Here is a 23,192-nt window from a genome sequence, read left to right as displayed (position 1 = left end):
GCCGTTCGCGCGGCCGGCAAGCCGGTTACAGAATTTTTAAAGGGGACGAGCGATGCTTGCGCAACAGCTGATTCGTGATGGAGACCTGGCCGGCGCGCTCGCCGCGCTGCAGGATGCGGTGCGCAAGAACAGCGCCGACCCGAAACTGCGCGTGTTCCTGTTCCAGCTGTTGTCCGTGCTGGGCCAGTGGAACCGCGCCCTGACGCAGCTGAACGTCGCGGGCGAAATGGATGCCGGCGCGCTGCCGATGGTGCAGACCTATCGCGAGGCGATCCAGTGCGAGGCCTTGCGCGCCGAGATCTTTGCCGGCCGCCGCGCCCCCGTGATCTTCGGCGAGCCGCAGCCGTGGATGGCCCAGCTGGCCGAAGCCCTGAAGCTGGACGCCACCGATCCGGACGCCGCCGCCGCACTGCGCGCCGCCGCGTTCGACGCCGCGCCCGCGTCGCCCGGCACCCTCGACGGCACGCGCTTCGACTGGCTGGCCGATGCCGACGGCCGCCTCGGCCCCGTGCTGGAAGTGATCGTCAACGGCCGCTACGTGTGGGTGCCGTTCATGCGCATCGCGCGCATCGAGATCGACCCGCCGGCCGACCTGCGCGACGCCGTCTGGACGGCCGCCACCTTCACCTGGACCAACGGCGCCCAGGCCGTCGGGCTGATCCCGACCCGTTACCCGGGCAGCGTCGACGCCGGTGACGACGCGCTCAAGCTCGCACGCAAGACCGAGTGGACGGGCGAGTTCCCGCTCGGCCAGCGCATGTTCACGAACGGTAGCGACGACTTCCCATTGATGGACGCGCGCCTGATCGAATTCGACAGCACCGAACATGGCTGAACTGGCACCGCGCGAGCGCCTGCAACCTTCGCTGCTCGACCGCCTCACCGACGATGAACCCGACCAGGAGGTCGAGTCGCGCGAACGGCGCGTGCTGTCGGTGCGCGGCCTGCGCGAAGGCGTGCTGCGCGACCTCGCGTGGCTGCTGAACACGACCAACCTGCTGTCGGTCTCCGACGTGCCGCGCCTGCCGCACCTGGCGAACTCCGTCCTCAACTACGGCATGCCGGACATGTCCGGTGCGTCGCTGGCCAACATGAGCGCGGCCGACCTGGAGCGCGCGATCCGCCAGGCCATCTGGGATTTCGAACCGCGCCTGATCCGCTCGTCCGTCACCGTCAAGGTCGTGCCGCAGCAGGAATCGATCAGCAAGATCATGTTCGAGATCCAGGCCGACATGTGGGCCCAACCGTATCCCGAGCGCCTGTTCCTCAAGACCGAGCTCGATCTCGATCTTGCCCAGATCAGCCTCACCGAATTCTCCAGCACACGGACATGACCAACCCACGCCTGCTTCGCTACTACAGCCAGGAGCTGCAGCACCTGCGCGAGATGGGCGGCGAATTCGCGGTCCAGTACCCGAAGATCGCCGGCCGCCTCGGCCTGGAAGGCTTCGAGTGCGCCGACCCGTACGTCGAGCGCCTGCTGGAGGGTTTCGCCTTCATGGCCGCACGCGTGCAGATAAAGATCGACGCCGAGTTCCCGCGTTTTACCCAGCACCTGTCCGAGCTGGTCTACCCGCACTTCCTCGCGCCGACGCCGTCGATGGCGATCGTGCAGCTGCAGCCCGACCTCGGCAACCCCGCGCTGAACGCGGGCTACCGCATTCCGCGCGGCGCGGCGATGCGCAGTGTCCTCGGCAAGGACGACGCCACGGCCTGCGAGTACCGCACGGCGCACGACGTCACCCTGTGGCCGATCGAACTCGTCGAAGCGAAGTTCTTCACGCACGGCGGCGCCATCGCCGGCGTCGAGGCCAGGCTGCCGGCGGGCGTGAAGGCGGGCCTGCGCCTGCGCCTGCGCACGACCAACGGCATGCCGTTCTCGAAACTCGGACTGGACCGCCTCACGCTGCACTTGCGCGGCAGCGACGAGATGCCGGGCCAGATCTACGAAAGGCTGCTGGGCGGCGTCCTCGGCGTGCTCGCGCTGCCGGGCAGCCGGCAGGGCCGCCACACGCTGCTGCCGAAGACGGCGCTGCGCCCGCGCGGTTTCGCCGAGGAGGACGCGCTGCTGCCCAGCGGCCAGCGCAGCTTCCAGGGCTACCGCCTGCTGCAGGAATACTTCGCGTTCGCGCAGCGCTTCCTGTTCGTCGAGCTGGCGGACCTGGGCCCGGCGGTGGCGGCGTGCGCGGAAACAGAGCTCGAAATCATCGTGCTGCTGGCGCGCGGCGACGCGCGCCTGGAACAGTCGCTCGACCACACGAATTTCGCGCTGAACTGCACGCCCGTCGTGAATTTGTTCCAGCGCCGCGCCGACCGCATCAACCTGACCGGCGACCAGTTCGAATACCACGTGCTGCCCGATCGCACGCGGCCCATGGATTTCGAGGTGCACCAGATCGAGAGCGTGACGGGCTACGGTACCGGCACCGACGCCGAACAGGAATTCCACCCGCTGTACAGCGCGCGCGACCTGGGCGCCGCGGCCGTCGCGGGCGAGGCCTATTACCAGATCCGGCGCGAGCCGCGGCTGCTGTCGCAACGCCAGCGCCAGCGCGGCCCGCGCTCCTCGTACGTCGGCTCCGAGACGTTCATCACGCTCGTCGACGCGCAGGAAGCGCCGTACCGCCACAACCTGCGCCAGCTCGGCCTCGTCGTGTGGTGCACGAACCGCGACCTGCCGCTGACGATGTCGCTCGGCGTCGGCAAGACGGATTTCATCCTGGAGCAGGGCGGACCGGTGCAATCGGTACGCGTGCTGGGCGGCCCGAGCCAGCCTTTCCCGTCGTTCGCCGAAGGCGGCATGGCGTGGCGCCTCATCAACCAGCTGTCGCTGAACTACCTGTCGCTGGCAGACACCGACCCGGACCAGGGTGCGCGCGCGCTGCGCGAACTGCTCGCGCTGTACTGCCATCCGCTCGACGCGGCAAGCCAGCGCCAGGTGGAAGGCGTGCGCTCGGTCTCGTCGAAACCGGTCACGCGGCGCATGCCCGCGCCGGGGCCGATCACGTTCGGGCGCGGCCTGGAGATCACGGTGACGATGGACGACGGCGCGTTCGAAGGCGCCGGCGCGTTCGTGCTGGGCGGGGTGCTCAGCCACTTCTTCACGCAATACGTGTCGATCAATTCGTTCACGGAGACCGTCGTGCGCACCGTCGGCCGCGGCGAGATCATGCGCTGGAATGCAGCGGGGGGCGCATGCGCGATCCTGTAGACGTCGAACGCAGCCTGCAAGAAGACGGAACAGGCATGGACTTCTTCCAGGCCCTGCGCCTGCTGGAGAACGCGCACCCGGACAAGCCCCGCATCGGCGCATCGCTGCGTCCGCGCGACGACGCCGTGCGCTTCGGCCGCGACCCGTCGCTCAATTTCGAGCCCGGCGCGCTGGCCGGTTTCACGCCGGCCGAAGGCGATGCGCGCGCGCGCCTGGCGGTGAACTTCCTCGGCCTGTTCGGCCCCAACGGCCCGCTGCCGCTGCACCTGACGGAGTATGCGCGCGACCGCGCCCGCAATCACAACGACCCGACGCTGGTCGCGTTCCTGGACGTGTTCCACCACCGCATGGTGTCGCTGTTCTATCGCGCGCGCGCCGCGGCCGACCCGGCCATCAGCCTGGACCGCCCGGACAGCGACCGCTTCGCCGATTACGTGGGCAGCCTGTTCGGCATCGGTGCGCCGGCCCTGCGTGGGCGCGACGAGATCGGCGACTTCGCCAAGCTGCACTTCGCCGGCCTGATGGCCAACCAGCGCCGCCCGGCCGCGGGCCTCGTGACGATCCTGCGCGCGTATTTCAAGCTGCCCGTCGAACTCGAACAATTCGTCGGCCACTGGATGAAGATCCCGCTGGACGGCCAGACCCGTATCGGCATGGAAGACCGCGGCAACCGCCTCGGCACGTCGGCCGTGCTGGGCACGAAGGTGTGGGATTGCCAGCACAAGTTCCGGCTCGTGATCGGCCCGCTCGATTACGAGGACTACGAGCGCATGCTGCCCGGCGGCGCCAGCATGACACGCGTCGTCGACTGGGTGAAGAGCTACGCCGGCACGGTGCTCGACTGGGACGTGCGCCTCGTGCTCAAGCGTCCCGACGTTCCACCCCTGAAGCTGGGCGCGCGCCGCCTCGGCTGGACCACTTATCTCGCGAGCGGCCCGGCCGCGCGCGATGCCCGTCAACTCTTGATCAACCCGACCGCCCGCCAGGGCTGACCCCACGCGAAAGAACCGATCATGGCCGAAATCTCCCGTGTCGCACTGTTTGGAAAACTCAACGCGCTGTGCTATCGCGCGATCGAAAGCAGCACGGTGTTCTGCAAGCTGCGCGGCAATCCGTATGTGGAGATGGTCCACTGGGTGCACCAGATCCTGCAACTGCAGGACTCCGACCTGCACCGCATCATCCGCCACTACGAACTGGACGCCGCCGTGCTCGCGCGCGACGTGACGGCCGCGCTGGACCGCCTGCCGCGCGGCGCCACGTCGGTGACGGACCTGTCGTCGCAGCTGGAAGAAACGGTGGAGCGCGCGTGGGTGTTCGGCACGCTGATGTTCGGCGAATCGTCGGTGCGCAGCGGCCACCTCGTGTTCGGCATGCTGAAGACGTCCAACCTGCGCAACGCGCTGTACGCGATCAGCCGCCAGTTCGAGCGCGTCAAGGCCGATGACCTGTCCGACCGCTTCGCCACCTTGCTGAAGGAGTCGCCGGAAGCGAAGATGGCGGCCAGCGACGGCTTCCAGGCCGCGGCGCCCGGCGAGACATCCGGTGCGATTGCCCCGGCGCAGATGGGCAAGCAGGAAGCGCTGAAGAAATTCACGGTCGACCTGACGGAACAGGCGAGAAGCGGCAAGATGGACCCGATCGTGGGCCGCGACGACGAGATCCGGCAGATGGTCGACATCCTGATGCGCCGCCGCCAGAACAACCCGATCATGATCGGCGAGGCCGGCGTCGGCAAGACGGCCGTCGTGGAAGGTTTTGCGCAGCGCATCGCGCGCGGCGACGTGCCGCCCGCACTGAAAGAGGTGCAGCTGCTGGCGCTGGACGTGGGCCTGCTGCAGGCCGGCGCCAGCATGAAGGGCGAGTTCGAACAGCGCCTGCGTTCCGTCATCGACGAGGTGCAGGCCAGCGAGAAGCCCATCATCCTGTTCATCGACGAGACCCACACGCTCGTCGGTGCAGGCGGCGCGGCCGGTACGGGCGATGCGGCCAACCTGCTCAAGCCGGCCCTGGCGCGCGGCACGCTCCGCACGATCGGCGCGACCACGTTTGCCGAGTACAAGAAGCACATCGAAAAGGACCCGGCGCTGACCCGCCGCTTCCAGAGCATCCAGGTCGACGAGCCGAGCGAAGAGCGCGCGATCCGCATGATGCGCGGCGTGGCGTCGACGATGGAAAAGCACCACCAGGTGCAGATCCTCGACGAGGCGCTGGAAGCGGCCGTGCGCCTGTCGCACCGCTACATCCCGGCGCGCCAGCTGCCCGATAAATCCGTGAGCCTGATCGACACCGCCTGCGCGCGCGTGGCCGTGAGCCTGCACGCGACGCCGGCCGAGGTGGACGACAGCCGCAAGCGTATCGACGCGCTGAACGTCGAGATGGACATCATCCGCCGCGAAGGCGCGATCAGCATCGAAGTCGGCGCACGCGCTCATGAAACGGAGATCGCGCTGGCGGCCGAGAAGGAACGCCTGGCGGGCCTGGAGCAGCGCTGGAACGACGAGCGCGCGCTCGTCGACGAACTGCTGTCGCTGCGGGCGCAGCTGCGCGACGGTGCGCAGCCGGTCGAAGGCACCGGGTCGAAGCTCGAAACGGCAGCCGCGGAACCGGCGGCCAACGAGGCCGAACGCACCGCATTGAAGGAACAGCTGCAGGCCGTGCAGGCGAAGCTGACCGCGCTGCAGGGCGAGACCCCGCTGATCCTGCCGACCGTCGACTACCAGGCCGTGGCGGCCGTCGTCGGCGACTGGACCGGCATCCCCGTCGGCCGCATGGCGAAGAACGAGATGGAGACGATCCTGAATATCGCCTCCACGCTGAGCCAGCGCGTGATCGGCCAGGACCATGCGATGGAGATGATCGCCAAGCGCATCCAGACCTCGCGCGCTGGCCTGGACAACCCGAACAAGCCGATCGGCGTGTTCATGCTGGCCGGTACGTCCGGCGTCGGCAAGACGGAAACGGCGCTGGCGCTGGCCGAAGCCCTGTACGGCGGCGAGCAGAACCTCATCACCATCAATATGAGCGAGTACCAGGAAGCGCACACGGTGTCGACGCTGAAAGGCGCGCCGCCGGGCTACGTGGGCTATGGCGAAGGCGGCGTGCTGACGGAGGCCGTGCGCCGCCGGCCATATTCCGTCGTGCTCCTCGACGAAGTGGAAAAGGCGCACCCGGACGTGCACGAGATGTTCTTCCAGGTGTTCGACAAGGGCTTCATGGAAGACGGCGAGGGCCGCTTCATCGACTTCAAGAACACGCTGATCATCCTGACGACGAACGCGGGCACGGACCTGATCGCGGGCCTGTGCAAGGACCCGGACCTGATGCCGGATCCGGACGGCATGGCCAGCGCGCTGCGGGCGCCGCTGCTGAAGGTGTTCCCGCCGGCGCTGCTGGGCCGCATCGTGACGATCCCGTACTACCCGCTGTCGGACGACATGCTGGGCAAGATCGTCAAGCTGCAGCTGAACCGCATCAAGAAGCGCGTGGAAGCGCGCTACAAGATCCCGTTCGAATACGGCGACGACGTCGTCAAGCTCGTGGTCTCGCGCTGCACCGAGAGCGAGTCGGGCGGCCGCATGATCGACGCGATCCTTACCAACACGATGCTGCCGGACGTGTCGCGCACGTTCCTCGACCGGATGATGAAGGGCGAGGCGATCGAGCGCGTGCGGGTCCTGGTCAAGGACGGCCAGTTCGACTACGAATTTTAACGGGACGGAGGAGAATCGAATGATCAAGTACAGCGACCTTGGCGCGCACCGCAGGCTGAATGAGATCGTCATGGCCGGCAGCCACGATGCCGGCATCACGGGAGGCGACAAGAACGCGCAGACGCAAACGCTCGATATCGGCCAACAGGCCCGGGCGGGCGTGCGCTTCTTCGACCTGCGCATCGCGGCGTTCGCGACCAACCAGCTGGAACACGGCGTCAAGAAAGTCGAGATGCGTGCGTTCCACGCCGACGGCATGCTGCACAAGGTGGAAAACAAGACGCGCGGCGTGGTCGGCGCCACCGGCACGACCGTGCTCGAGCGCTCGAAGCTGAAAGGCGGTACAGACAAGGGCCTGGGCCTGGCCGAAATGCTGGATGACGCCTACGACTTCGTGTCGAGCGCCGATTTTTCGGGCGAATTCCTGATCCTGAAATTCGACAAGTGCACGAACTGGAAGCTGATCGCCGGCATGTGCCAGGCCAGGTTGGGCCAGAAGCTGTACACCGGCGGCGGCAACCTGAATACCAAGACGCTGGCCCAACTCGCCGGCAAGGTGATCGTCGCCTTCATGCCGGAAGGGTATGCGCAGCTGGACGTCAACGAGCGCGTGGGCATCACGCCCATCAAGAACCTGTACAAACCGCCCGCGAACTACGATCCGGCCGTCGCGGGCCTGCAGTACTGGGGCGCCGGCGGCACGAATCCGATGAACGGCAAGACCCAGAAGGGGAAAATGCAGGAGAACATCTCGAACCAGTCGAAGATCATGCGGACGGCGACCATGGGCGTGAAGGTCAAGAAGCATTTCCAGTTCGCGCGTTCGGTCGAATACCGGAACGGCGCGGCGAGCCCGCACGCCATGGGCATGATGTACTGGACGACGACCGGCCTGCTCGCCAGCATCAAGTCCCGCAACGACAACCTGTGGACCGCAAAGAACCGCATGGGTCTGAGCGAGATGTGGCTGAACATGTTCATGGATTTCGCGGAATACCTGCAGAACGCGCTGCCGGACAACATCAACCTGGCCTCGTACTCGTCGGGAGGCACGCTCAAGATGTTCATGCCCAACATCGTGATGATCGACTTCGCCGACGACGACAAGTGCCAGTACATCTACGACCTGAACAACCTCGCAGCCGTGCAACTGGCCGCGGTGACGCGCGCGATCGAGCAGGGCGACGAGGTCGGGTAAGCCGTCATGATCGTGAACCGCTTCGTCCCCGTGACCTGCGTGGTCTGCGGCGACCGCATCCCACCGCACGTGTCGGGCGGAGCGGTGCGCCAGGGCGGCCCTTACCCCAGCTGCGCGGCGGCGGCGTGCCGGATGGTCGTCGGCCGCCGCGCCGGGATGGGCGATGCCGCCTTCGCGCCTTACCTGGCGCGGCAGGCGGCGCAGGTGCGGGAACGGCGTGCGACCGTCGCGGACGTGCAGGCGCAGGACCATGACCGGCAGCTTGAAAACGCCGCGGCGTGGTCGTACCTGGCGCGCCGGGTGGGCGACGCTGCGGATCCGAACGGGGGCCTGCGCATCGCGCTGCCATCGGGGCCACGCCGCACGCGCGCGCTGGCCGAGCGGCGCCGCGCGGGTTACCGCCGGCGCCTGATGGACTTGGTTTCCCAGGCCCGTGACGCGGTCGAGGAAGTGCTGGCGGACGACACGGAACACGCGGTATCGACGCTGCCCGGCCGCCTGTGCGGCCTATGCCGCGGCGGCTGCTGCACCCGCGGCGGCGACCATGCGTACCTGACGGCGGGAACGCTGCGCGCCTATATGCGCCGGCATCCCGAGATGACCGATGTCGAGGTCGTCGAGCGCTATGTGGCCAGCCTGCCGCCGGCGAGCCAGGCCGGATCGTGCATCAACCACACGCCCGCCGGCTGCGCGCTGCCGCGCGACATGCGCAGCGCGACCTGCAACGCCTACGCGTGCGAGTCGCTGGCGCGGCTGCTCGACGCGCAGCGTGGCGATCCCGCCCCGCGCGTCGTGCTGGTCGTCCAGCGCAGCAAGGACAAATGGACGCATGCGGGGAAGGACGTCGATGACCGGATGGTCGGGATCGCGAGCCTGACCGAAGCAGGCACGCGGCGCTTCCGTATGCCCGCCAAACACGTTGCAACTTCAGATGGCATCCGCCATACTGATCGTTGCGCTCGAGATTGAACCAGCGGCGCTGCCACAGGAAGAAGTCATGCCAAACCAAGTCTCCATGGGCGCCATGATGACGTGCACCTTCGGCGCCGCGCCATCCTCGCTGGTGGTCCTCCCGAAGAACAAGGTGCTGGCCGAGGGCCCGCCCGCCGCCAACATCATGGACCACGTCCCGCTCGTGAACATCATGCCGTTCGGGATGTGTCAGTCGCCCGCCAATCCGACGGTGGCTGCGGCCACCGCTGCGGCGCTGGGCGTGCTCACGCCCATGCCGTGCGTGCCGGCGACGTCCGCGCCCTGGGTGCCCGGCGCGCCCACGGTCCTCATCGCCAACATGCCGGCGCTCGACAACGTCTCCAAGTGCATGTGCAACTGGGGCGGCGTGATCGGCTTCACGAATGCCGGCACCGTCAAGACCATGATTCCTTAACCGTCCGTCGCCGCATGCCCATCCTGCCCACCCAGACCCACCGCGAAGCCGCCGTCAAGACCATCCTCGGCGGCGACGATCTGCTGTTCAAGCGCATGCAGTGCAGCGAGGCGCTGGGCCGCCTGTCGGAGTTCCGCATCGAGCTGGCGTCCGAACTCGTCGACATCAAGATCGCCGACGTCCTCGGCACCGGCATGACCGTGAGCCTCGACCTGCCGCAGGGCGGCAAGCGCCACTTCCACGGCATCGTGACGCGCTTTGCCTACCAGGGCTGGCGCGACGGCAAGCCGTCCTACCTCGCCATCGTGCGTCCGGCCTTGTGGCTGCTGACGCGTTCGACCAACTGCCGCATCTTCCAGGAAAAGAGCGCGCTCGACATCCTCAGGGACGTCATCGGCGAGTACGGCGGGGCGATCGCACTGGACGACGGCATGCTGTCCGCGACGCCGGCGCAGCGCGAATACTGCGTCCAGTACCGCGAGTCCGACTTCGATTTCGTCTGCCGCCTGCTGGAAGAAGAGGGCATCTATTTCTACTTCAGGCACGCGGACGGCGAGCACACGATGGTGCTGGCCGACGGCTATGGCGCGCACGCGACGGTGAGCGGTTACGACAGCATCCCGTTCCGCGATGAGGAAAAGGCGCGCGACGCCCTGGAAGAAGCCGTGACGCGCCTGCATCCGGGCGGCGAGATCCAGCCGAGCGCGATGGCACTGAACGACTTCGACTTCGAGAAGGCGTCGTCCAGCATCAGTGGCGGCCTGCGGGTCAAGGCCAGCATGCCCGCCCCGTTCGGGCAGCAGAGCTACGAACACTACGATTATCCCGGCCGCTACCATGTGGCGGACACCGGTACCGGCTTCGCGCGTGCGCGCATGGAAGCGTTGCACGGGCAGGGCGAGCGGATCGAGGGCGCAGCGAGTGCGCGCGGCCTGACGACGGGCGCGCTGTTCACGCTGGCCGACCATCCGCGCGACGACCAGAACCGCGTATTCCTGGTCACGTCGGCCGAGACGTCGATCACCGGCGTCGACTACCGTTCGGATGCCCGCAAGGAGGGCTGCAATGAGCGGCTCAAGTTCGAATGCAGCTTCCAGGCGATCGGCAAGGAGCACAGCTACCGCCCGCCGGCGACGGCGCGCAAGCCCATCGTGCAGGGACCGCAGACGGCGATGGTGGTCGGCAAGGCGGGCGAGGAGATCTGGACCGACAAGTACGGCCGCATCAAGGTGCAGTTCCACTGGGACCGCGACGGCAAGTCGGACGAGCAAAGCTCGTGCTGGGTGCGCGTGCAGCAGGGCTGGGCCGGCAAGGGCTGGGGCATGATGTTCGTGCCGCGCATCGGCATGGAAGTCGTCGTCAGCTTCCTCGAGGGCGACCCGGACCGGCCGCTCGTCACGGGTTGCGTCTACAACGGCGACGCCATGCCGCCGTACACGCTGCCGGCCGACCAGACCAAATCGACCATCAAGTCGAACACGTCCAAGGGCGGCAACGGCTTCAACGAGATCCGCTTCGAGGACAAGAAGGACAGCGAGGAGATCTTCGTCCAGGCCGAGAAGGATTTCAACCGCGTCGTGAAGAACAACGACACGCTGAAGGTCGGCTTCGAGAAGAAGGACAAGGGCGACCAGACCATCGAGATCGCCAACGACCAGAGCCTCGACGTGGGCAACGACCGCAAGGTGCACGTCAAGAACGACCAGACGGTCGCCATCGACAACAACCTGTCGACGACGGTCAAGAACGACGAGACGCGCAAGGTCGACAACAACCAGAGCGTCAAGGTGGGCAACAAGATCGTCATCGAGGCAAATACGTCGATCGAGCTGAAGGTCGGCGGCAGCAGCATCAAGATCGAAGCGGCCAAGATCACGATCAAGTCGCCGGAGATCGCGGTGCAGTCCGACGCGAACACGGAGATCAAGGCCGGCGCGATGATGCAGGTGAAGTCGGGTGCCGTGATGACCATCGAAGGCGCGCTCGTGAAGATCAATTGAGGCTGCCATGCGATTCCGACTTCTTTTTGCCTGCTTGATGCTTGTCCCGGTTGCGCTCCGCGCCGAAGAGACTCGCACCGTCCTGACCCTGGCCGACCAGCCGCTGCGCCTGATCCGCGGCGCGGCCGTGTACAAGGCCGCCAGCGGCGTCGCCGTGCAGAAGGACGACATCCTCGAGACGGAGGCCGCCGGCGCGCAGGTGGAAGCGGGCGCGGATGCGATCGTCGCGCTGGGCCCGCAGAGCCGTGTGCTCGTCGCGAACCTGGCGGCGGACGGCAAGTCGCCCGTCGAACTCGAGCTGCTGCAGGGCTGGGCCAAGGTGTATGCCAAGGGACGCCGCGCCAGCGTGGTCACGCCCGCGCTGCAGGTGACCGTCCCGACCGGCTCGACCATCGTGCATGCGGGCGACGGCATGGATGCCGTGTTCGCGGAAGAGGGTGAGCAGCAGGTCGCCAGGTCGGGAACGACATTGAAACTCGCCGCCGAACAATACGCCGGCATCGACACCAGCAAGCCGCAGCCGGTGGTTGGTCGCCCGCCGCGTGCCTTCGTGAGCGCAATGCCGCCGGCCTTCCGCGACCACCTGGCGCGCGTACCCGGCGTCAGGAACGCCGGCAAGGTGGCGCCCGTGAAGGAACGCGACGCCGCGTTTGCCGACGTGAACGACTGGCTGGCGTCCGCGCTGCCGGCGCGCCGGCGCTTCGTGGCGCGGTTCAAACCGCGCCTGGCCGACCCGGATTTCCGCAAGCAGCTCGACCGCGCACTCGGCCAGAGCCCCGACTGGAAGCCCGTGCTGTACCCGGCCCGTCGTCCGGACAATGGACTGTTCTGACGCCGCGCCAACCAGAATTCAATCAGGAGAACACATAACATGAAACTTTCGATCGCCGCCAAATTCAACCTGGTGTTCGTGTCGATCTTCGCCGTCGGCTTCCTCGCCGCCGGCGTCGTCGCGGACCGCCTGCTCAAGGAGAGCGCGCGCGAGGAAACCCTGCAGAACGCACGCCTGCTGCTGGAAGCGGCCAAGAGCGTGCGCGGCTACACCGCGAGCCAGATCCAGCCGCTGCTGAAGAACCAGATGAAGTTCGAGTTCCACCCGCAGTCGGTGCCGTCGTATTCGGCCGTCGAAAACCTCAACGTGATCCTGAAGTCGTACCCCGACTTTTCGTACAAGGAAGCGACGCTGAACCCGACCAACCTGCGCGACAAGGCGTCGGACTGGGAAGTGGACGTTGTGCAGACCCTGCGCAACAAGCCGGACATGAAGGAATTCGTCGGCGAGCGCGATACCGCGACGGGCCGCAGCCTGTATATCGCGCGCCCGCTGCAGATCAAGGATCCGGTCTGCCTGGGTTGCCACACGACGGCCGCCGAAGCGCCCAAGACCATGGTCGACATCTACGGCCCGAACAACGGCTTCGGCTGGAAGCTGAACGAAGTGGTGGGCGCGCAGGTGATCTCCGTGCCGATGACCGTGCCGCTGGCGCGCGCCAACTCGATTTTCAAAACGTTCATGGCGTCGCTGTTCGGCGTGTTCGTCGCCGTCTTCATCGCACTGAACGTGATGGTCCATTTGTTCGTCACGCGCCGCATCAAGCGCCTGGCGACTGTCGCCGACGACGTCAGCATGGGCAAGTTCGAGGCGGACGAATTCGACGTCAAGGGCAACGACGAGATCAGCGGCCTGGGTCGCTCGTTCAATCGCATGCGTACGAGCCTGAATAGCGCGCTGAAGATGCTGGAAGAGTAAGCAGGACAAAGTCAATGGCAACAATCGACAGGATAGGCAAGTACCGCATCGACGGCGTGCTGGGCAGCGGCGCCATGGGTGTGGTCTACAAGGCGTACGACGCCGACATCGCGCGCACGGTCGCGCTCAAGACGATCCGGCACGAGCTGCTGGACGGCCTGCAGGAAGCCGACATCGTCGCCCGCTTCCGCAACGAGGCGCAGGCGTCGGGGCGCCTCGTGCACCCGAACATCGTCGCCGTGTACGACTTCGGCGCGTACGCGGACACGACCTACATCGCGATGGAATACGTGGACGGCACGCCGCTGAACGCGTTCCTCGTCAAGGACGTGCCGATGGACCTCGCGGCCAGCATCACCTGCATCACGCAGCTGCTGCGCGCGCTTGACTACGCGCACACGCGCGGCGTCGTCCACCGCGACATCAAGCCGGCCAACATCCTCATCACGGGCGACGCGCAAGTCAAGATCACGGACTTCGGCATCGCCAAGATCGAGTCGTCGACCCTAACGCAGGTGGGCGCCGTGATCGGCACCCCGAGCTACATGTCGCCCGAACAGTTCAAGGGCGAGACCGTCGACGGCCGCTCCGACCTGTTCGCCGTCGGCATCGTGCTGTACCAGATGCTGACGGGCGTGCGGCCGTTCAGCGGGCCGGCATCGACCGTCATGCACCAGATCATCCACGAGATGCCGCCGCGCCCGAGCGAGCGCCAGCCGTCGCTGAATCCCGCGTTCGACGCGGTGCTCGCGAAGGCGATGGCCAAGCGCGTCGAGGACCGCTACCCCAGCGCACAAGCCTTCCTGGACGCGCTGAACGCCGCCTACATGCAGCAGACGGGCGGTGTGCCGCTCACCGACGAAGACAACGAGCGCACCGTGCTCGCGTTCCAGCGTCCGGTCGTGCCCGAGCCGGCGCGGCCCGCGCATCCCACCGGCGCGTCGCAGAGCATGCCCGCGACGGGCAGCGCCTCCAGCCTGACCAGCGCCCCGGAGTGGCTGCACAGCCTGGCCCCGGACCTGCAGACGGCGCTGTCGACGCAGATCGGCCCCGTCGCGAAACTGGTGCTCAAGAATGCGGCGCGCGACGCCGTCGACCTGGACGACCTGTGCAACCGGCTGCTGCCGCACATCGGTTCCGATGCGGGCCGCACGCAGTTCCAGGACAGCGTCCGCGACATCAAGAAGAAGCACGGCCTGTCCACGCTGGCCACGATGAGCGGCCGCAGCCAGGCCAGTGCGCCCAAGACGCAACTGACGCAGATGACGGGCATGCCCACGCTGCTGCAACTGAGCCCCGAGCAGATGGAAGCGGCGCAGATGAAGCTGGCCGTGTATGTCGGTCCGATCGCGAAGGTGCTCGCCAAGCGCGCATCGAAGATGACGGGGAACGCCGACGAGTTTTATCGCCTGCTGGCCGAAAACCTGCCCGACCCGCAGGAACGGGCGCGCTTTCTGAAGGACGTGGGGCGCAGTTGAGAGCCGACGTGCAAATGTATAATCGTTCGATTCACCCAGGACTCCAATGCCCATCACACTGAGCGTCTACATGTACCGCAATGCGGCGCCGGCACAGGCGCTGACGCGGCGCTTCGACCAGCTGGGCGGCGCCATCGGCCGGGCGCCCGGCAACGACCTGGTGCTCGACGATCCCGGCAAATACATCTCGCGCCTGCATGCGCGCGTCGAGTACCGCGACGACGCGTTCTGGCTCGTCGACGTCGGCAGCAACCCGAGCCTCGTCAACGACCGCCCCGTCGGCACCGGCCGTTCCGTGCAGCTGGAAGACGGCGACCGCGTCACCATCGGCGACTATCAACTGTTGGCCAGCGTGGAGAGCGAGGCGACGGCATTCATGCCCGCCGCGGCGCCGCAGCCTGTGCCGCCGTCGCCGCTGCAGGTTGCACCGCCACCACCCCCCGTCACGCCCGACCTGCCCATGAATCCGGACGACTCGCTGGCCAATGCCGGCATCCTGGACGTGGGCGGCGATCCGCTGAACCCGAGCTTCGATCCGCTGGGCCTGAATCTGTTCGGCAGCCCGGCGCCGGCCCCCGCGCCCGCGCCCAGCGTGCCGGCATGGCGCGGTGCCGAGAGCGATCACGTGCCGCCGGAGCAGTTGCCGTTTGCGGCGCCGCCCGCGCCCGCGCCCATGCCGAGCTTTGCGGCGCCGCATCCGCAGCCCGCAGCGGCGATGGCGATTCCGGACGATTACGATCCGCTGGCCGACTTCCTGCCGCCACGCGTGCAGGCGGCACCGGCACCGGCACCGGTGCCCGCACCGCTGCCGGTCGACCAGGCCGAAGCGACCGCGTTCGCGCCGAGCGCGCCGCCCGTGATGCCCGTACCTGCCGCGCCACCGCCTCCGCCTCCGCCTCCGGTGCAGGCCGCGCCGCGCGCCCCAGGCACCGCGGCGGCGGACGACCCCGTGATCCAGGCCCTGATGCGCGGCCTGGGCCTGTCGGAACTGAACACGAAGCGCAGCGCCGAGGAGATCGCGGAACTGGCCGGTGCCATGCTGCGCGAAGCGACGACCGGCACGATGGGCGTGCTGATGGGCCGCGCCATGACCAAGCGCGAGAGCCGCCTGGACATGACGATGATCTCGGCCGCCGCCAACAATCCCTTGAAATTCTTCCCGGACGCCGACAGCGCGCTGACGCAGATGATCAACGGGACGATGCCGGGCTATATGCAGCCGGCGCGCGCGTTCGCCAACGCGTTCGACGACCTGAAGGCGCACGAGCTGGCGATCATGGCCGGCATGCGCGCCGCGCTCGAAGGTGTGCTCGCCCGCTTCGACCCGGCCGCCATCGAGGCGCGGCTGCAGGTGCCGACCGTGATGGACAAGATGCTCGCGGCTAACCGCAAGGCCAAGATGTGGGACCGCATGGTCGAGCTGTACACGCAAATGGCCAGCGAGGCGGACAGCGATTTCCACCGCCTGTTCGGCGAAGCCTTCGGCAAGGCCTACGAGGAACAGATCGCGCGGCTGCGCCAGGCGCGCCGCTGACCTTCCATCAACCGATACTCCAACCACTGCCAACGAATGTCCTGGAATAGTAAAGTCATCTGGTCGGAGGGCATGCTGCTGCAGCCCCAGCACCTGCAACAGCACGACCGCTACCTGCACAGCGTGATCGAACACCGCGTCGCGGGCGTGCGCGCCTACGCGTGGGGTTTCACCAGGCTGGTCATCGACGAACAACTGCTTGCCCAGGGCAAGCTCGCGCTGCTGGCGGCGAGCGCCGTGCTCCCGGACGGCACGACCTTGAACCTGCCGCAGGACGACGCGCTGCCCGAGCCGCTCGACATCCCGGAGGATGCGCGCGATGCGCTGATCGTGCTGGCGCTGCCGCTGCGCCGCATGGGCATCGCGGAAACGGGCGACGACCCCGGCCCCGACAACTTCGCGCGCCATCGCCCCGTCGACTACGAGGCGATGGACAGCAATGGCCTCGACAACAGCGCGCTGATGCAGGTGGGCAGCCTGCGCCTGCGCGTCGCGCTGGAAAAGGACGTCGTCAACGCCTACACGACCCTGGGCATCGCGCGCGTGATCGAGCGGCGGCCGGACAACCGTGTCGTGCTCGATCCGGCGTATTGCCCGCCGTGCCTGGACTTCCGCGTCGCGCCGCGCCTGTCGGCCTTTGCCGATGAACTGGTCGGCCTGCTGAACCAGCGTGCGCAGGCGCTGGCGGGTCGATTGAGCCAGCCCGGTGTCGCCGGTGCCGCCGAGATCGCGGACTTCCTGATGCTGCAGCTCTTGAACCGCAGCCTGCCGCTGTTCGGCCACCTGGCCGGCATGACGGGCCTGCATCCGGAGCGGCTGTATGCGGAACTGGCGCAACTGGCCGGCGAACTGTCGACGTTCAGCCGCCCGGACAAGCGCGCCGCCACGTATCCCGTGTACCGCCACGACAAGCTCAATGAAAGCTTCGCGCCGCTGATCGAGGACGTGCGTGCGGCGCTGTCGCTCGTCGTCGACCCGCGCGCCGTCGCGCTCACGCTGGAAGAGCGCCAGTTCGGCATCCGCGTGGCCGTCGTGCCGGACAAGGAATTGCTGCGCACCGCGACGTTCGTGCTGGCGGTGAACGCGCACATGCCGCCGGAAGCCGTGCGCAGCGGCTTCCCTGCCATGGTCAAGATCGGGTCGATCGAAAAGATCCGCGACCTGGTCAACCTGCAGCTGCCGGGCATCGCCCTGCGCGCGCTGCCCGTGGCGCCGCGCCAGCTGCCGTTCCACGCCGGCTACACCTATTTTGAACTCGACAAGGCGGGCGAGCACTGGGCCCAGCTGCAGAATTCCGTCGGCTTCGCGATGCACATCCCGAACGAGTACCCGGGCCTGCAGATGGAGTTCTGGGCCATCCGCAAGTAACTGGAGGATCGCTTGAGCGAACCCACGAACCCCATGCAGGACCCCGACCGCACCGTGCTGGTGCCCGCACCCGGCGGGCGCCGCACGGCGCCCAGCCAACCGCCGGCTTCCGAGCCGCCGCGTCCTCAACCTTCCGGCGTGCCGGCGCAGCTGCACGGCGTGGGCCTGAATCCGCTCGTGCGCGCCGCGAATCCGCTGCTCGATCTCGTGCCGCCGCTGCGCCGCATGGCGTCGCATCCGGACGTCGAGGCGCTGCGCATGCAGCTGATTCAAGCGATCAAGACGTTCGAGACGGCCGCGAAGGCCGCGCATGTGAACCACGACCAGATCGCGGCCGCGCGTTATTCCCTGTGCACCCTGCTGGACGAGACCATCTCGTCGACGCCGTGGGGCGGCGGCGGCGTCTGGGCCAGCCGCAGCCTGCTCGTCGCGTTCCACAACGAGGCATTCGGCGGCGAGAAGTTCTTCCTGATCCTGCAAAAGCTGTCGCAGGCGCCCAAGGAAAACGTCGACGCGCTGGAGCTGATGTATCTGTGCCTCGCGCTCGGCCTCGAAGGGCGCTACCGCGTCATCGACAACGGCCGCAGCCAGCTGGACGCGCTGCGCGAACGCCTGCAGCAGCTGATCGCGCAGCAGAAGACACCCGTTGAAACCGAGCTGTCGCCGCACTGGAAGGGCGCCACGGGCAAGGGCGAACCGCTGTGGCGCATGGTCCCCGTGTGGATCATGGCCGCCGGCGCCGCCGTCATCCTGATCCTGCTGCAGCTCTTCCTCGGCCACCGGCTGGGCAATGCGTCCGATCCCGTGTTCGCGAACCTGCTGTCGCTGAAGACTGCACCGCCTGCGGCTGCGACACCCGCATCGCCGGCGCCGGTCGTGCCGCGCCTGGCCGGCTTCCTCGCGCCCGAGATCGCGCAGGGCCTCGTCACCGTCGTCGACAGCGCCGACCGCTCCGTCGTCACGCTGCGCGGCGACGGCGTGTTCGCATCGGGCAGCGGCGACGTCTCCGGTGCCTATCTCGGCCTGCTGGGCCGCATCGGCGACGCGCTGAAGACCGTGCCCGGCAAGGTGATCGTGGTAGGCCATACGGACAACACGAAGCCCGGCCTGTCGGCGCACTTCCCGTCCAACTACGAACTCTCGAAGGCCCGCGCCACCGCCGTGCGCGACCTGCTGGCCGAACGCGCCGGCCCCGAAGCGCGCTACAGCGTGGAAGGCCGCGGCGACTCGGAACCGCTCGCGTCGAACGACACGCCGGCCGGCCGCTCGCGCAACCGCCGCGTGGAGATCGTCCTGCTGACGCCTGCGACGGCACCTTGATCCCGATACGGAATTCGCAATGAAAAAGTTCTTCACCTGGCTGATCAAGCCCGCCGTGCTGGCCTTCCTGGGCGCGCTGCTGCTCGCGCTGGTCATCTGGTTCGAGTTACCGCTGGTGTCCTACGACGGCCACTATCCGTTCGCATCGGAGACGGTGCGCTGGACCTTCATCCTCATCGTCTTCGCGCTGTGGGCCGGCTGGCTGGGCTGGCGCTGGTTCAAGGCATGGCGTGCCAATCGCGAACTGATGAAGAGCGTGGCCGGCGAGGACTCCCAGCCGGCGCCCGCGCCCGAGGAGGGCGCCGCCGAAGTCGCGCAGCTGAACAAACGCATGCAGGACGCGATCGCGATCCTGAAGAAGGCGAAGACCGGCGGCAAGGGCGGCCTGTACCAGCTGCCGTGGTATATGTTCATCGGCGCGCCGGGCAGCGGCAAGACGACGGCGCTGACGCAGTCCGGCCTGAAATTCCCGCTCGCCGACGCGCTGGGCAAAGGTGCGATCGGCGGCGTGGGCGGCACGCGCAACTGCGACTGGTGGTTCACGGACGACGCCGTGCTGCTCGATACGGCCGGCCGCTACACGACGCAGGACAGCAACGCCCGCGCCGACAAGGCCGCATGGACGGGCTTCCTGCAACTGCTGAAAAAATACCGCCGTCGCCGTCCCATCAACGGCGTGATCGTCACCATCCCGGTGAGCGATCTCCTGCAGGACACGGAAGCGGGCCGGCAAGCGCAGGCCCAGGCGATCCGCGACCGCCTCAAGGAATTGCATGATCAACTCGGCGTGCGCTTCCCGGTCTACGTGCTCGTGACGAAGTGCGACCTGCTGGGCGGCTTCGTCGAATTCTTCGATGCGCTGGGCCGCGAAGAGCGCGCGCAGGTGTGGGGCATGACGTTCCCGCTGCAGGACGGGATGGATGGCGACGCCGCGCTGGCCGCGTTCCCGGCCGAATTCGAACAACTGGAAAAGCGCCTGCAGGAACGCGTGCTCGCGCGCATGCAGCAGGAGCGCGACCCGCACAAGCGCGCGCTCGTCTACAGCTTCCCGCAGCAGTTCGCGGGCATCGAGGACGTGTTGAAACGCTTCCTGGACGACGTATTCGCATCGAACCGCTACGAACGCCAGGCGCTGCTGCGCGGCGTCTACTTCAGCAGCGGCACGCAGGAAGGCAGCCCGCTGGACCGTGTGATGAGCGCGATGGCCGCGTCGTTCGGCCTGGAGCGCCAGGCGCTGGCGCCGAACGCCGCCAGCGGCCGCAGCTACTTCATCACGCATCTGCTGCAGCAGGTGATCTTCCCCGAGGCCGAGCTGGCCGGCGTGAACCACGCGCTGGAGAAGCGCCGGCGCATGATCCAGTGGGGTACCGTTGCTGCCATCGGCATCGCGTTCGTGCTGCTGGGTGCCGGCATGATCACGAGCTATGTGCGCAACCGCGCGTACGTCGCGGACATGGAAGCGAAATCGGCGGACATCGCGAAGCAGGTGGCCGCGTTGCCCGCGCAGGGATCGACGGTGCAGCTGCTGCCCGTGCTGGACGCGCTGCGCACGCTGCCGGGCGGCTACGACGACCGCGACAAGGGCGCGCCGCTCTTGAACCGCTTCGGCCTGTACCAGGGCGACAAGCTGGGCGAAGCCGCGCGCATCGCCTACCGCAAGGTGCTGCAGGACACGCTGCTGCCGCGCCTGCAGCAGCGCATGGAAGACCAGCTGCGCAGAAGCGCGGCCAACAGCCCCGAGTACCTGTACGAAGTCCTGCGCGTCTACTTGATGCTGGGCGACGCGAGCCACTTCGACGCCGAATCCGTCGCCGCCTGGGCCGCGCTGGACGATGCGCGCAACCTGAAGGATGCCAGCGACGACCAGAAAGGGGCACTGGCCGCGCACGAGCTGGCGCTGATGGAAAACTTCCGCAGTGGCCAGGCGATGCCGCGACTCGATCCGCAACTGATCAGCGACACGCGTCTCACGCTCGCGCGCATGCCGCTCGAACAGCGCGTCTACAACCGCCTGAAACGCCAGCTGATGCGCGAGAAGCTGCCGGAGTTCAGCCCCGCCAGCGCGGGCGGACGCGAAGCCGCGAACGTCTTCGTGCGCAAGAGCGGAGAGCCGATCACGCGCGGCGTGAACGGCATGTTCTCGCCCGCCGGCTATGCGAAGTTCCTCGAGATGAGCAACGAAGCCGTCGACGACGTCGAGAAGGAACGCTGGGTGCTGGCGCAGCAGGAAGCGACGCAGGCCGGCAATCGCGACCAGGTCCGCCAGGCCGTGCTGCGCCTGTACTACGACGACTACATCGCGCAATGGGATGCGCTGCTGGCCGACGTGAGCCTGCGTCCGTTCGGCACGCTGGAGCAGGGCGCGCGCATCACCAATCTGCTGTCCGGCGCGGACTCGCCGATGCGTAAATTTCTCGTCGCGGCCAGCAAGGAGACGACGCTCGGCGGGACCAAGGCGCCGCTTGCGGCATCCGTCACGGCTGCCGTCAAGGGCAAGCTGGACGCGTACAAGAAGAAGCTGGAAAACGCGATGGCGAGCACGGACGATGCCGCACCGGCCGCACCCGTCAAGGCCGCGAATCCGGTCGACGCCCACTTCGAAGACCTGCACAAGATGACGGCGGGGACGCCGTCGCCGCTGGACCAGTCGCTGGGCATGCTGAAGGACGTCGCGGTCTACCTGGACAGCGCCGCCGCCGCCAAGCGCACGGGCGCGCCGCCGCCACCGGGCGACGCGCTCGCGAAAGTCAAACTGGAAGCGGACGGCAAACCGGCCCCGTTGGGTACGATGCTGAAGTCGATCGACAACGGCGGCGCAGGGCTCACGTCCGGCAGCGAACGCGAACGCCTGAACGCCTTGTGGACCGCGGGCCCGGCGCAGTTCTGCCGCCAGGCCGTCGCGGGCCGCTACCCGATCGTGAAATCCGCCGCGCAGGACGTCACCGCCGACGACTTCGGCCGCATGTTCGCGCCGGGTGGCCTGATCGACGACTTCTTCGCGAAGAACCTCGCGCAGTACGTCGACATGGGCGGCGCCCAATGGCGCTGGCGCGCGACCGCGAACGACGGCACGCTGGGCATCCCGCAATCCACGCTGGACGAATTCCAGCGCGCTGCAAAAATCCGCGATGCGTTCTTCGCGAACGGCGGCCGCCAGGCATCGATGCGCTTCGACCTGAAGCCGGTGTCGCTCGATCCTTCGATTACCAAATTCGTGCTCGACATCGACGGGCAGGCGTTGACCGCCGCGCCGGGCGCGCTGACGCCGGCGTCGTTCCAGCTGCCGAGCGGGAAGGGCAGCGGGCAGGTCAAGCTGGACATGACGCCCGCGAGTGCGCACGGCTCCTTACACACGGAAGGCCCGTGGGCGTGGTTCCGCATGCTCGACAAGGCGACCGTGGCGCCCACGGCGCAGGGCGAGCGCTACAACGTGACGTTCGACGCGGACGGCCGCAAGGCCGCGCTGGAGCTGACCGCGAGCAGCGTCGTCAACCCGTTCCGCCGCGCCGTGCTGGAACAGTTCCGCTGCGTGGACAAGCTGTGACCGGGTACTTCGGCAAGGTCTCCACCCTGGGCGACTTCGTGTCGCGCGGGCTGCCCGATGGGCTGGTAGCGGCCTGGGATGCGTGGCTGCAGCAGTGCATTCATGCGAGCCGGCAGCAGTTGGGGGAGCAGTGGTTGAATCACTATCTCACCAGTCCGGTGTGGCGGTTTGCGATTGCGCCCGGAATTCTCGGACCGGAAGGACTGGGCGGCGTGATGATGCCCAGCGTGGATCGCGTCGGGCGCTACTTCCCGTTGATGATCGGGGCCGTCGGCGCGCCGCCGTTGCTGGACTGGTTTCACAAGCATGCGGCCTGGTATGACGCGATCGAGGATCTGGCGCGGGCATCGCTGGATTCCGCGTTCAGGCTGGCGCAGTTCGATGGGATGCCGGAGCCGGCGTTGATCGATGCCGCACAGGCCGCGCCCGTCGGCGGGGCGTGGCGGTTTGCGCTGGACCAGGACGTCGGCGAACGCGTCGCCGCGGTGGCGTTGCGGGGGCACAGTTTGTGGTGGACCGACGGGGCGCCTGGGGTTGCGCCGTCGATGCTCATGTGTGCCGGGCTGCCGGGGGCGCAGCGGTTTACGGCGATGCTGGATGCGCGTTAGTGCGGATCGAAGCAAAATACGTCTTAGATGGTGCGTGCCAAGGGCCGCAATCGGCCAGAAGCAGACGTAGGCGACCCTCAG

The 23,192-nt window shown here is 67.6% G+C and carries 17 protein-coding genes; all 17 read left to right on the top strand.

Annotated features, from left to right (window positions below; translation table 11 throughout):
- Nucleotides 1-52: 52 nt before the first annotated feature.
- The 17 genes from P0M04_RS06255 to tagF all read left to right on the top strand — a co-directional run bounded on the left by P0M04_RS06255 (nt 53) and on the right by tagF (nt 23,111).
- Complete coding sequence (locus tag P0M04_RS06255) at nt 53-835, top strand: type VI secretion system accessory protein TagJ (protein WP_259448090.1); 783 nt, start codon at nt 53-55, stop codon at nt 833-835.
- The gene (gene tssE / locus P0M04_RS06250; RefSeq protein ID WP_259448089.1) at nt 828-1,334 is read left to right on the top strand and encodes a type VI secretion system baseplate subunit TssE; all 507 of its coding nucleotides are present in this window, start codon (nt 828-830) and stop codon (nt 1,332-1,334) included. Before P0M04_RS06255 ends, tssE begins: the two co-directional genes overlap by 8 nt.
- Nucleotides 1,331-3,211, top strand: a complete 1,881-nt coding sequence (tssF, locus tag P0M04_RS06245) for a type VI secretion system baseplate subunit TssF (protein ID WP_259448088.1) — start codon at nt 1,331-1,333, stop codon at nt 3,209-3,211. The genes tssE and tssF overlap by 4 nt, the downstream gene beginning before the upstream one ends.
- On the top strand, nt 3,196-4,203 hold the full coding sequence (gene tssG, locus P0M04_RS06240; RefSeq protein ID WP_259448087.1) for a type VI secretion system baseplate subunit TssG: 1,008 nt from the start codon (nt 3,196-3,198) through the stop codon (nt 4,201-4,203). The genes tssF and tssG overlap by 16 nt, the downstream gene beginning before the upstream one ends.
- A gap of 21 nt (nt 4,204-4,224) precedes the next feature.
- A complete protein-coding gene (gene tssH, locus P0M04_RS06235; RefSeq protein ID WP_259448086.1) occupies nt 4,225-6,924 on the top strand; it encodes a type VI secretion system ATPase TssH in 2,700 nt (899 codons plus the stop codon).
- 19 nt (nt 6,925-6,943) lie between these two features.
- A complete protein-coding gene (locus tag P0M04_RS06230; RefSeq protein WP_259448085.1) occupies nt 6,944-8,122 on the top strand; it encodes a PI-PLC domain-containing protein in 1,179 nt (392 codons plus the stop codon).
- Nucleotides 8,123-8,191: 69 nt separating this feature from the next.
- Nucleotides 8,192-9,091, top strand: a complete 900-nt coding sequence (locus P0M04_RS06225) for a hypothetical protein (protein ID WP_259448084.1) — start codon at nt 8,192-8,194, stop codon at nt 9,089-9,091.
- A gap of 28 nt (nt 9,092-9,119) precedes the next feature.
- Entirely contained in the window at nt 9,120-9,509 is a 390-nt protein-coding gene (locus P0M04_RS06220) for a DUF4280 domain-containing protein (RefSeq protein WP_259448083.1), read from the top strand.
- A 14-nt stretch (nt 9,510-9,523) separates the two neighbouring features.
- A complete protein-coding gene (locus P0M04_RS06215) occupies nt 9,524-11,509 on the top strand; it encodes a type VI secretion system Vgr family protein (RefSeq protein WP_259448082.1) in 1,986 nt (661 codons plus the stop codon).
- Nucleotides 11,510-11,546: 37 nt separating this feature from the next.
- Complete coding sequence (locus P0M04_RS06210; RefSeq protein WP_259448081.1) at nt 11,547-12,341, top strand: hypothetical protein; 795 nt, start codon at nt 11,547-11,549, stop codon at nt 12,339-12,341.
- Between the two features lie 39 nt (nt 12,342-12,380).
- A complete protein-coding gene (locus P0M04_RS06205) occupies nt 12,381-13,259 on the top strand; it encodes a c-type heme family protein (RefSeq protein WP_259448080.1) in 879 nt (292 codons plus the stop codon).
- Nucleotides 13,260-13,273: 14 nt separating this feature from the next.
- Nucleotides 13,274-14,737 (top strand): serine/threonine-protein kinase, encoded by a 1,464-nt coding sequence (locus P0M04_RS06200; RefSeq protein ID WP_259448079.1) that lies wholly within the window; start codon nt 13,274-13,276, stop codon nt 14,735-14,737.
- A gap of 46 nt (nt 14,738-14,783) precedes the next feature.
- The gene (gene tagH / locus P0M04_RS06195; RefSeq protein WP_259448078.1) at nt 14,784-16,271 is read left to right on the top strand and encodes a type VI secretion system-associated FHA domain protein TagH; all 1,488 of its coding nucleotides are present in this window, start codon (nt 14,784-14,786) and stop codon (nt 16,269-16,271) included.
- Between the two features lie 36 nt (nt 16,272-16,307).
- Entirely contained in the window at nt 16,308-17,639 is a 1,332-nt protein-coding gene (gene tssK, locus P0M04_RS06190) for a type VI secretion system baseplate subunit TssK (protein ID WP_259448077.1), read from the top strand.
- A gap of 12 nt (nt 17,640-17,651) precedes the next feature.
- On the top strand, nt 17,652-18,959 hold the full coding sequence (locus tag P0M04_RS06185) for a DotU family type VI secretion system protein (protein ID WP_259448076.1): 1,308 nt from the start codon (nt 17,652-17,654) through the stop codon (nt 18,957-18,959).
- A 19-nt stretch (nt 18,960-18,978) separates the two neighbouring features.
- Entirely contained in the window at nt 18,979-22,503 is a 3,525-nt protein-coding gene (tssM, locus tag P0M04_RS06180; protein WP_259448075.1) for a type VI secretion system membrane subunit TssM, read from the top strand.
- Nucleotides 22,500-23,111, top strand: a complete 612-nt coding sequence (gene tagF, locus P0M04_RS06175) for a type VI secretion system-associated protein TagF (protein ID WP_259448074.1) — start codon at nt 22,500-22,502, stop codon at nt 23,109-23,111. The genes tssM and tagF overlap by 4 nt, the downstream gene beginning before the upstream one ends.
- Nucleotides 23,112-23,192 lie beyond the last annotated feature (81 nt).

The sequence above is a fragment of the Telluria mixta genome (genome assembly GCF_029223865.1).
GTDB classification, from domain to species: domain Bacteria; phylum Pseudomonadota; class Gammaproteobacteria; order Burkholderiales; family Burkholderiaceae_D; genus Telluria; species Telluria mixta.
This window is presented reverse-complemented; position numbering and strand designations above follow the sequence as displayed.

Bases quoted from the DNA above. Each gene is read 5' to 3' on its own strand.
- P0M04_RS06255 (WP_259448090.1), top strand. From the start codon at position 53: ATGCTTGCGCAACAGCTGATTCGTGATGGAGACCTGGCCGGCGCGCTC.
- tssH (WP_259448086.1), top strand. From the start codon at position 4,225: ATGGCCGAAATCTCCCGTGTCGCACTGTTTGGAAAACTCAACGCGCTG.
- tssF (WP_259448088.1), top strand. From the start codon at position 1,331: ATGACCAACCCACGCCTGCTTCGCTACTACAGCCAGGAGCTGCAGCAC.
- P0M04_RS06230 (WP_259448085.1), top strand. From the start codon at position 6,944: ATGATCAAGTACAGCGACCTTGGCGCGCACCGCAGGCTGAATGAGATC.
- P0M04_RS06200 (WP_259448079.1), top strand. From the start codon at position 13,274: ATGGCAACAATCGACAGGATAGGCAAGTACCGCATCGACGGCGTGCTG.
- tagH (WP_259448078.1), top strand. From the start codon at position 14,784: ATGCCCATCACACTGAGCGTCTACATGTACCGCAATGCGGCGCCGGCA.
- P0M04_RS06220 (WP_259448083.1), top strand. From the start codon at position 9,120: ATGCCAAACCAAGTCTCCATGGGCGCCATGATGACGTGCACCTTCGGC.
- P0M04_RS06210 (WP_259448081.1), top strand. From the start codon at position 11,547: ATGCTTGTCCCGGTTGCGCTCCGCGCCGAAGAGACTCGCACCGTCCTG.
- P0M04_RS06215 (WP_259448082.1), top strand. From the start codon at position 9,524: ATGCCCATCCTGCCCACCCAGACCCACCGCGAAGCCGCCGTCAAGACC.
- tssE (WP_259448089.1), top strand. From the start codon at position 828: ATGGCTGAACTGGCACCGCGCGAGCGCCTGCAACCTTCGCTGCTCGAC.
- tssM (WP_259448075.1), top strand. From the start codon at position 18,979: ATGAAAAAGTTCTTCACCTGGCTGATCAAGCCCGCCGTGCTGGCCTTC.
- tssG (WP_259448087.1), top strand. From the start codon at position 3,196: ATGCGCGATCCTGTAGACGTCGAACGCAGCCTGCAAGAAGACGGAACA.
- P0M04_RS06205 (WP_259448080.1), top strand. From the start codon at position 12,381: ATGAAACTTTCGATCGCCGCCAAATTCAACCTGGTGTTCGTGTCGATC.
- tssK (WP_259448077.1), top strand. From the start codon at position 16,308: ATGTCCTGGAATAGTAAAGTCATCTGGTCGGAGGGCATGCTGCTGCAG.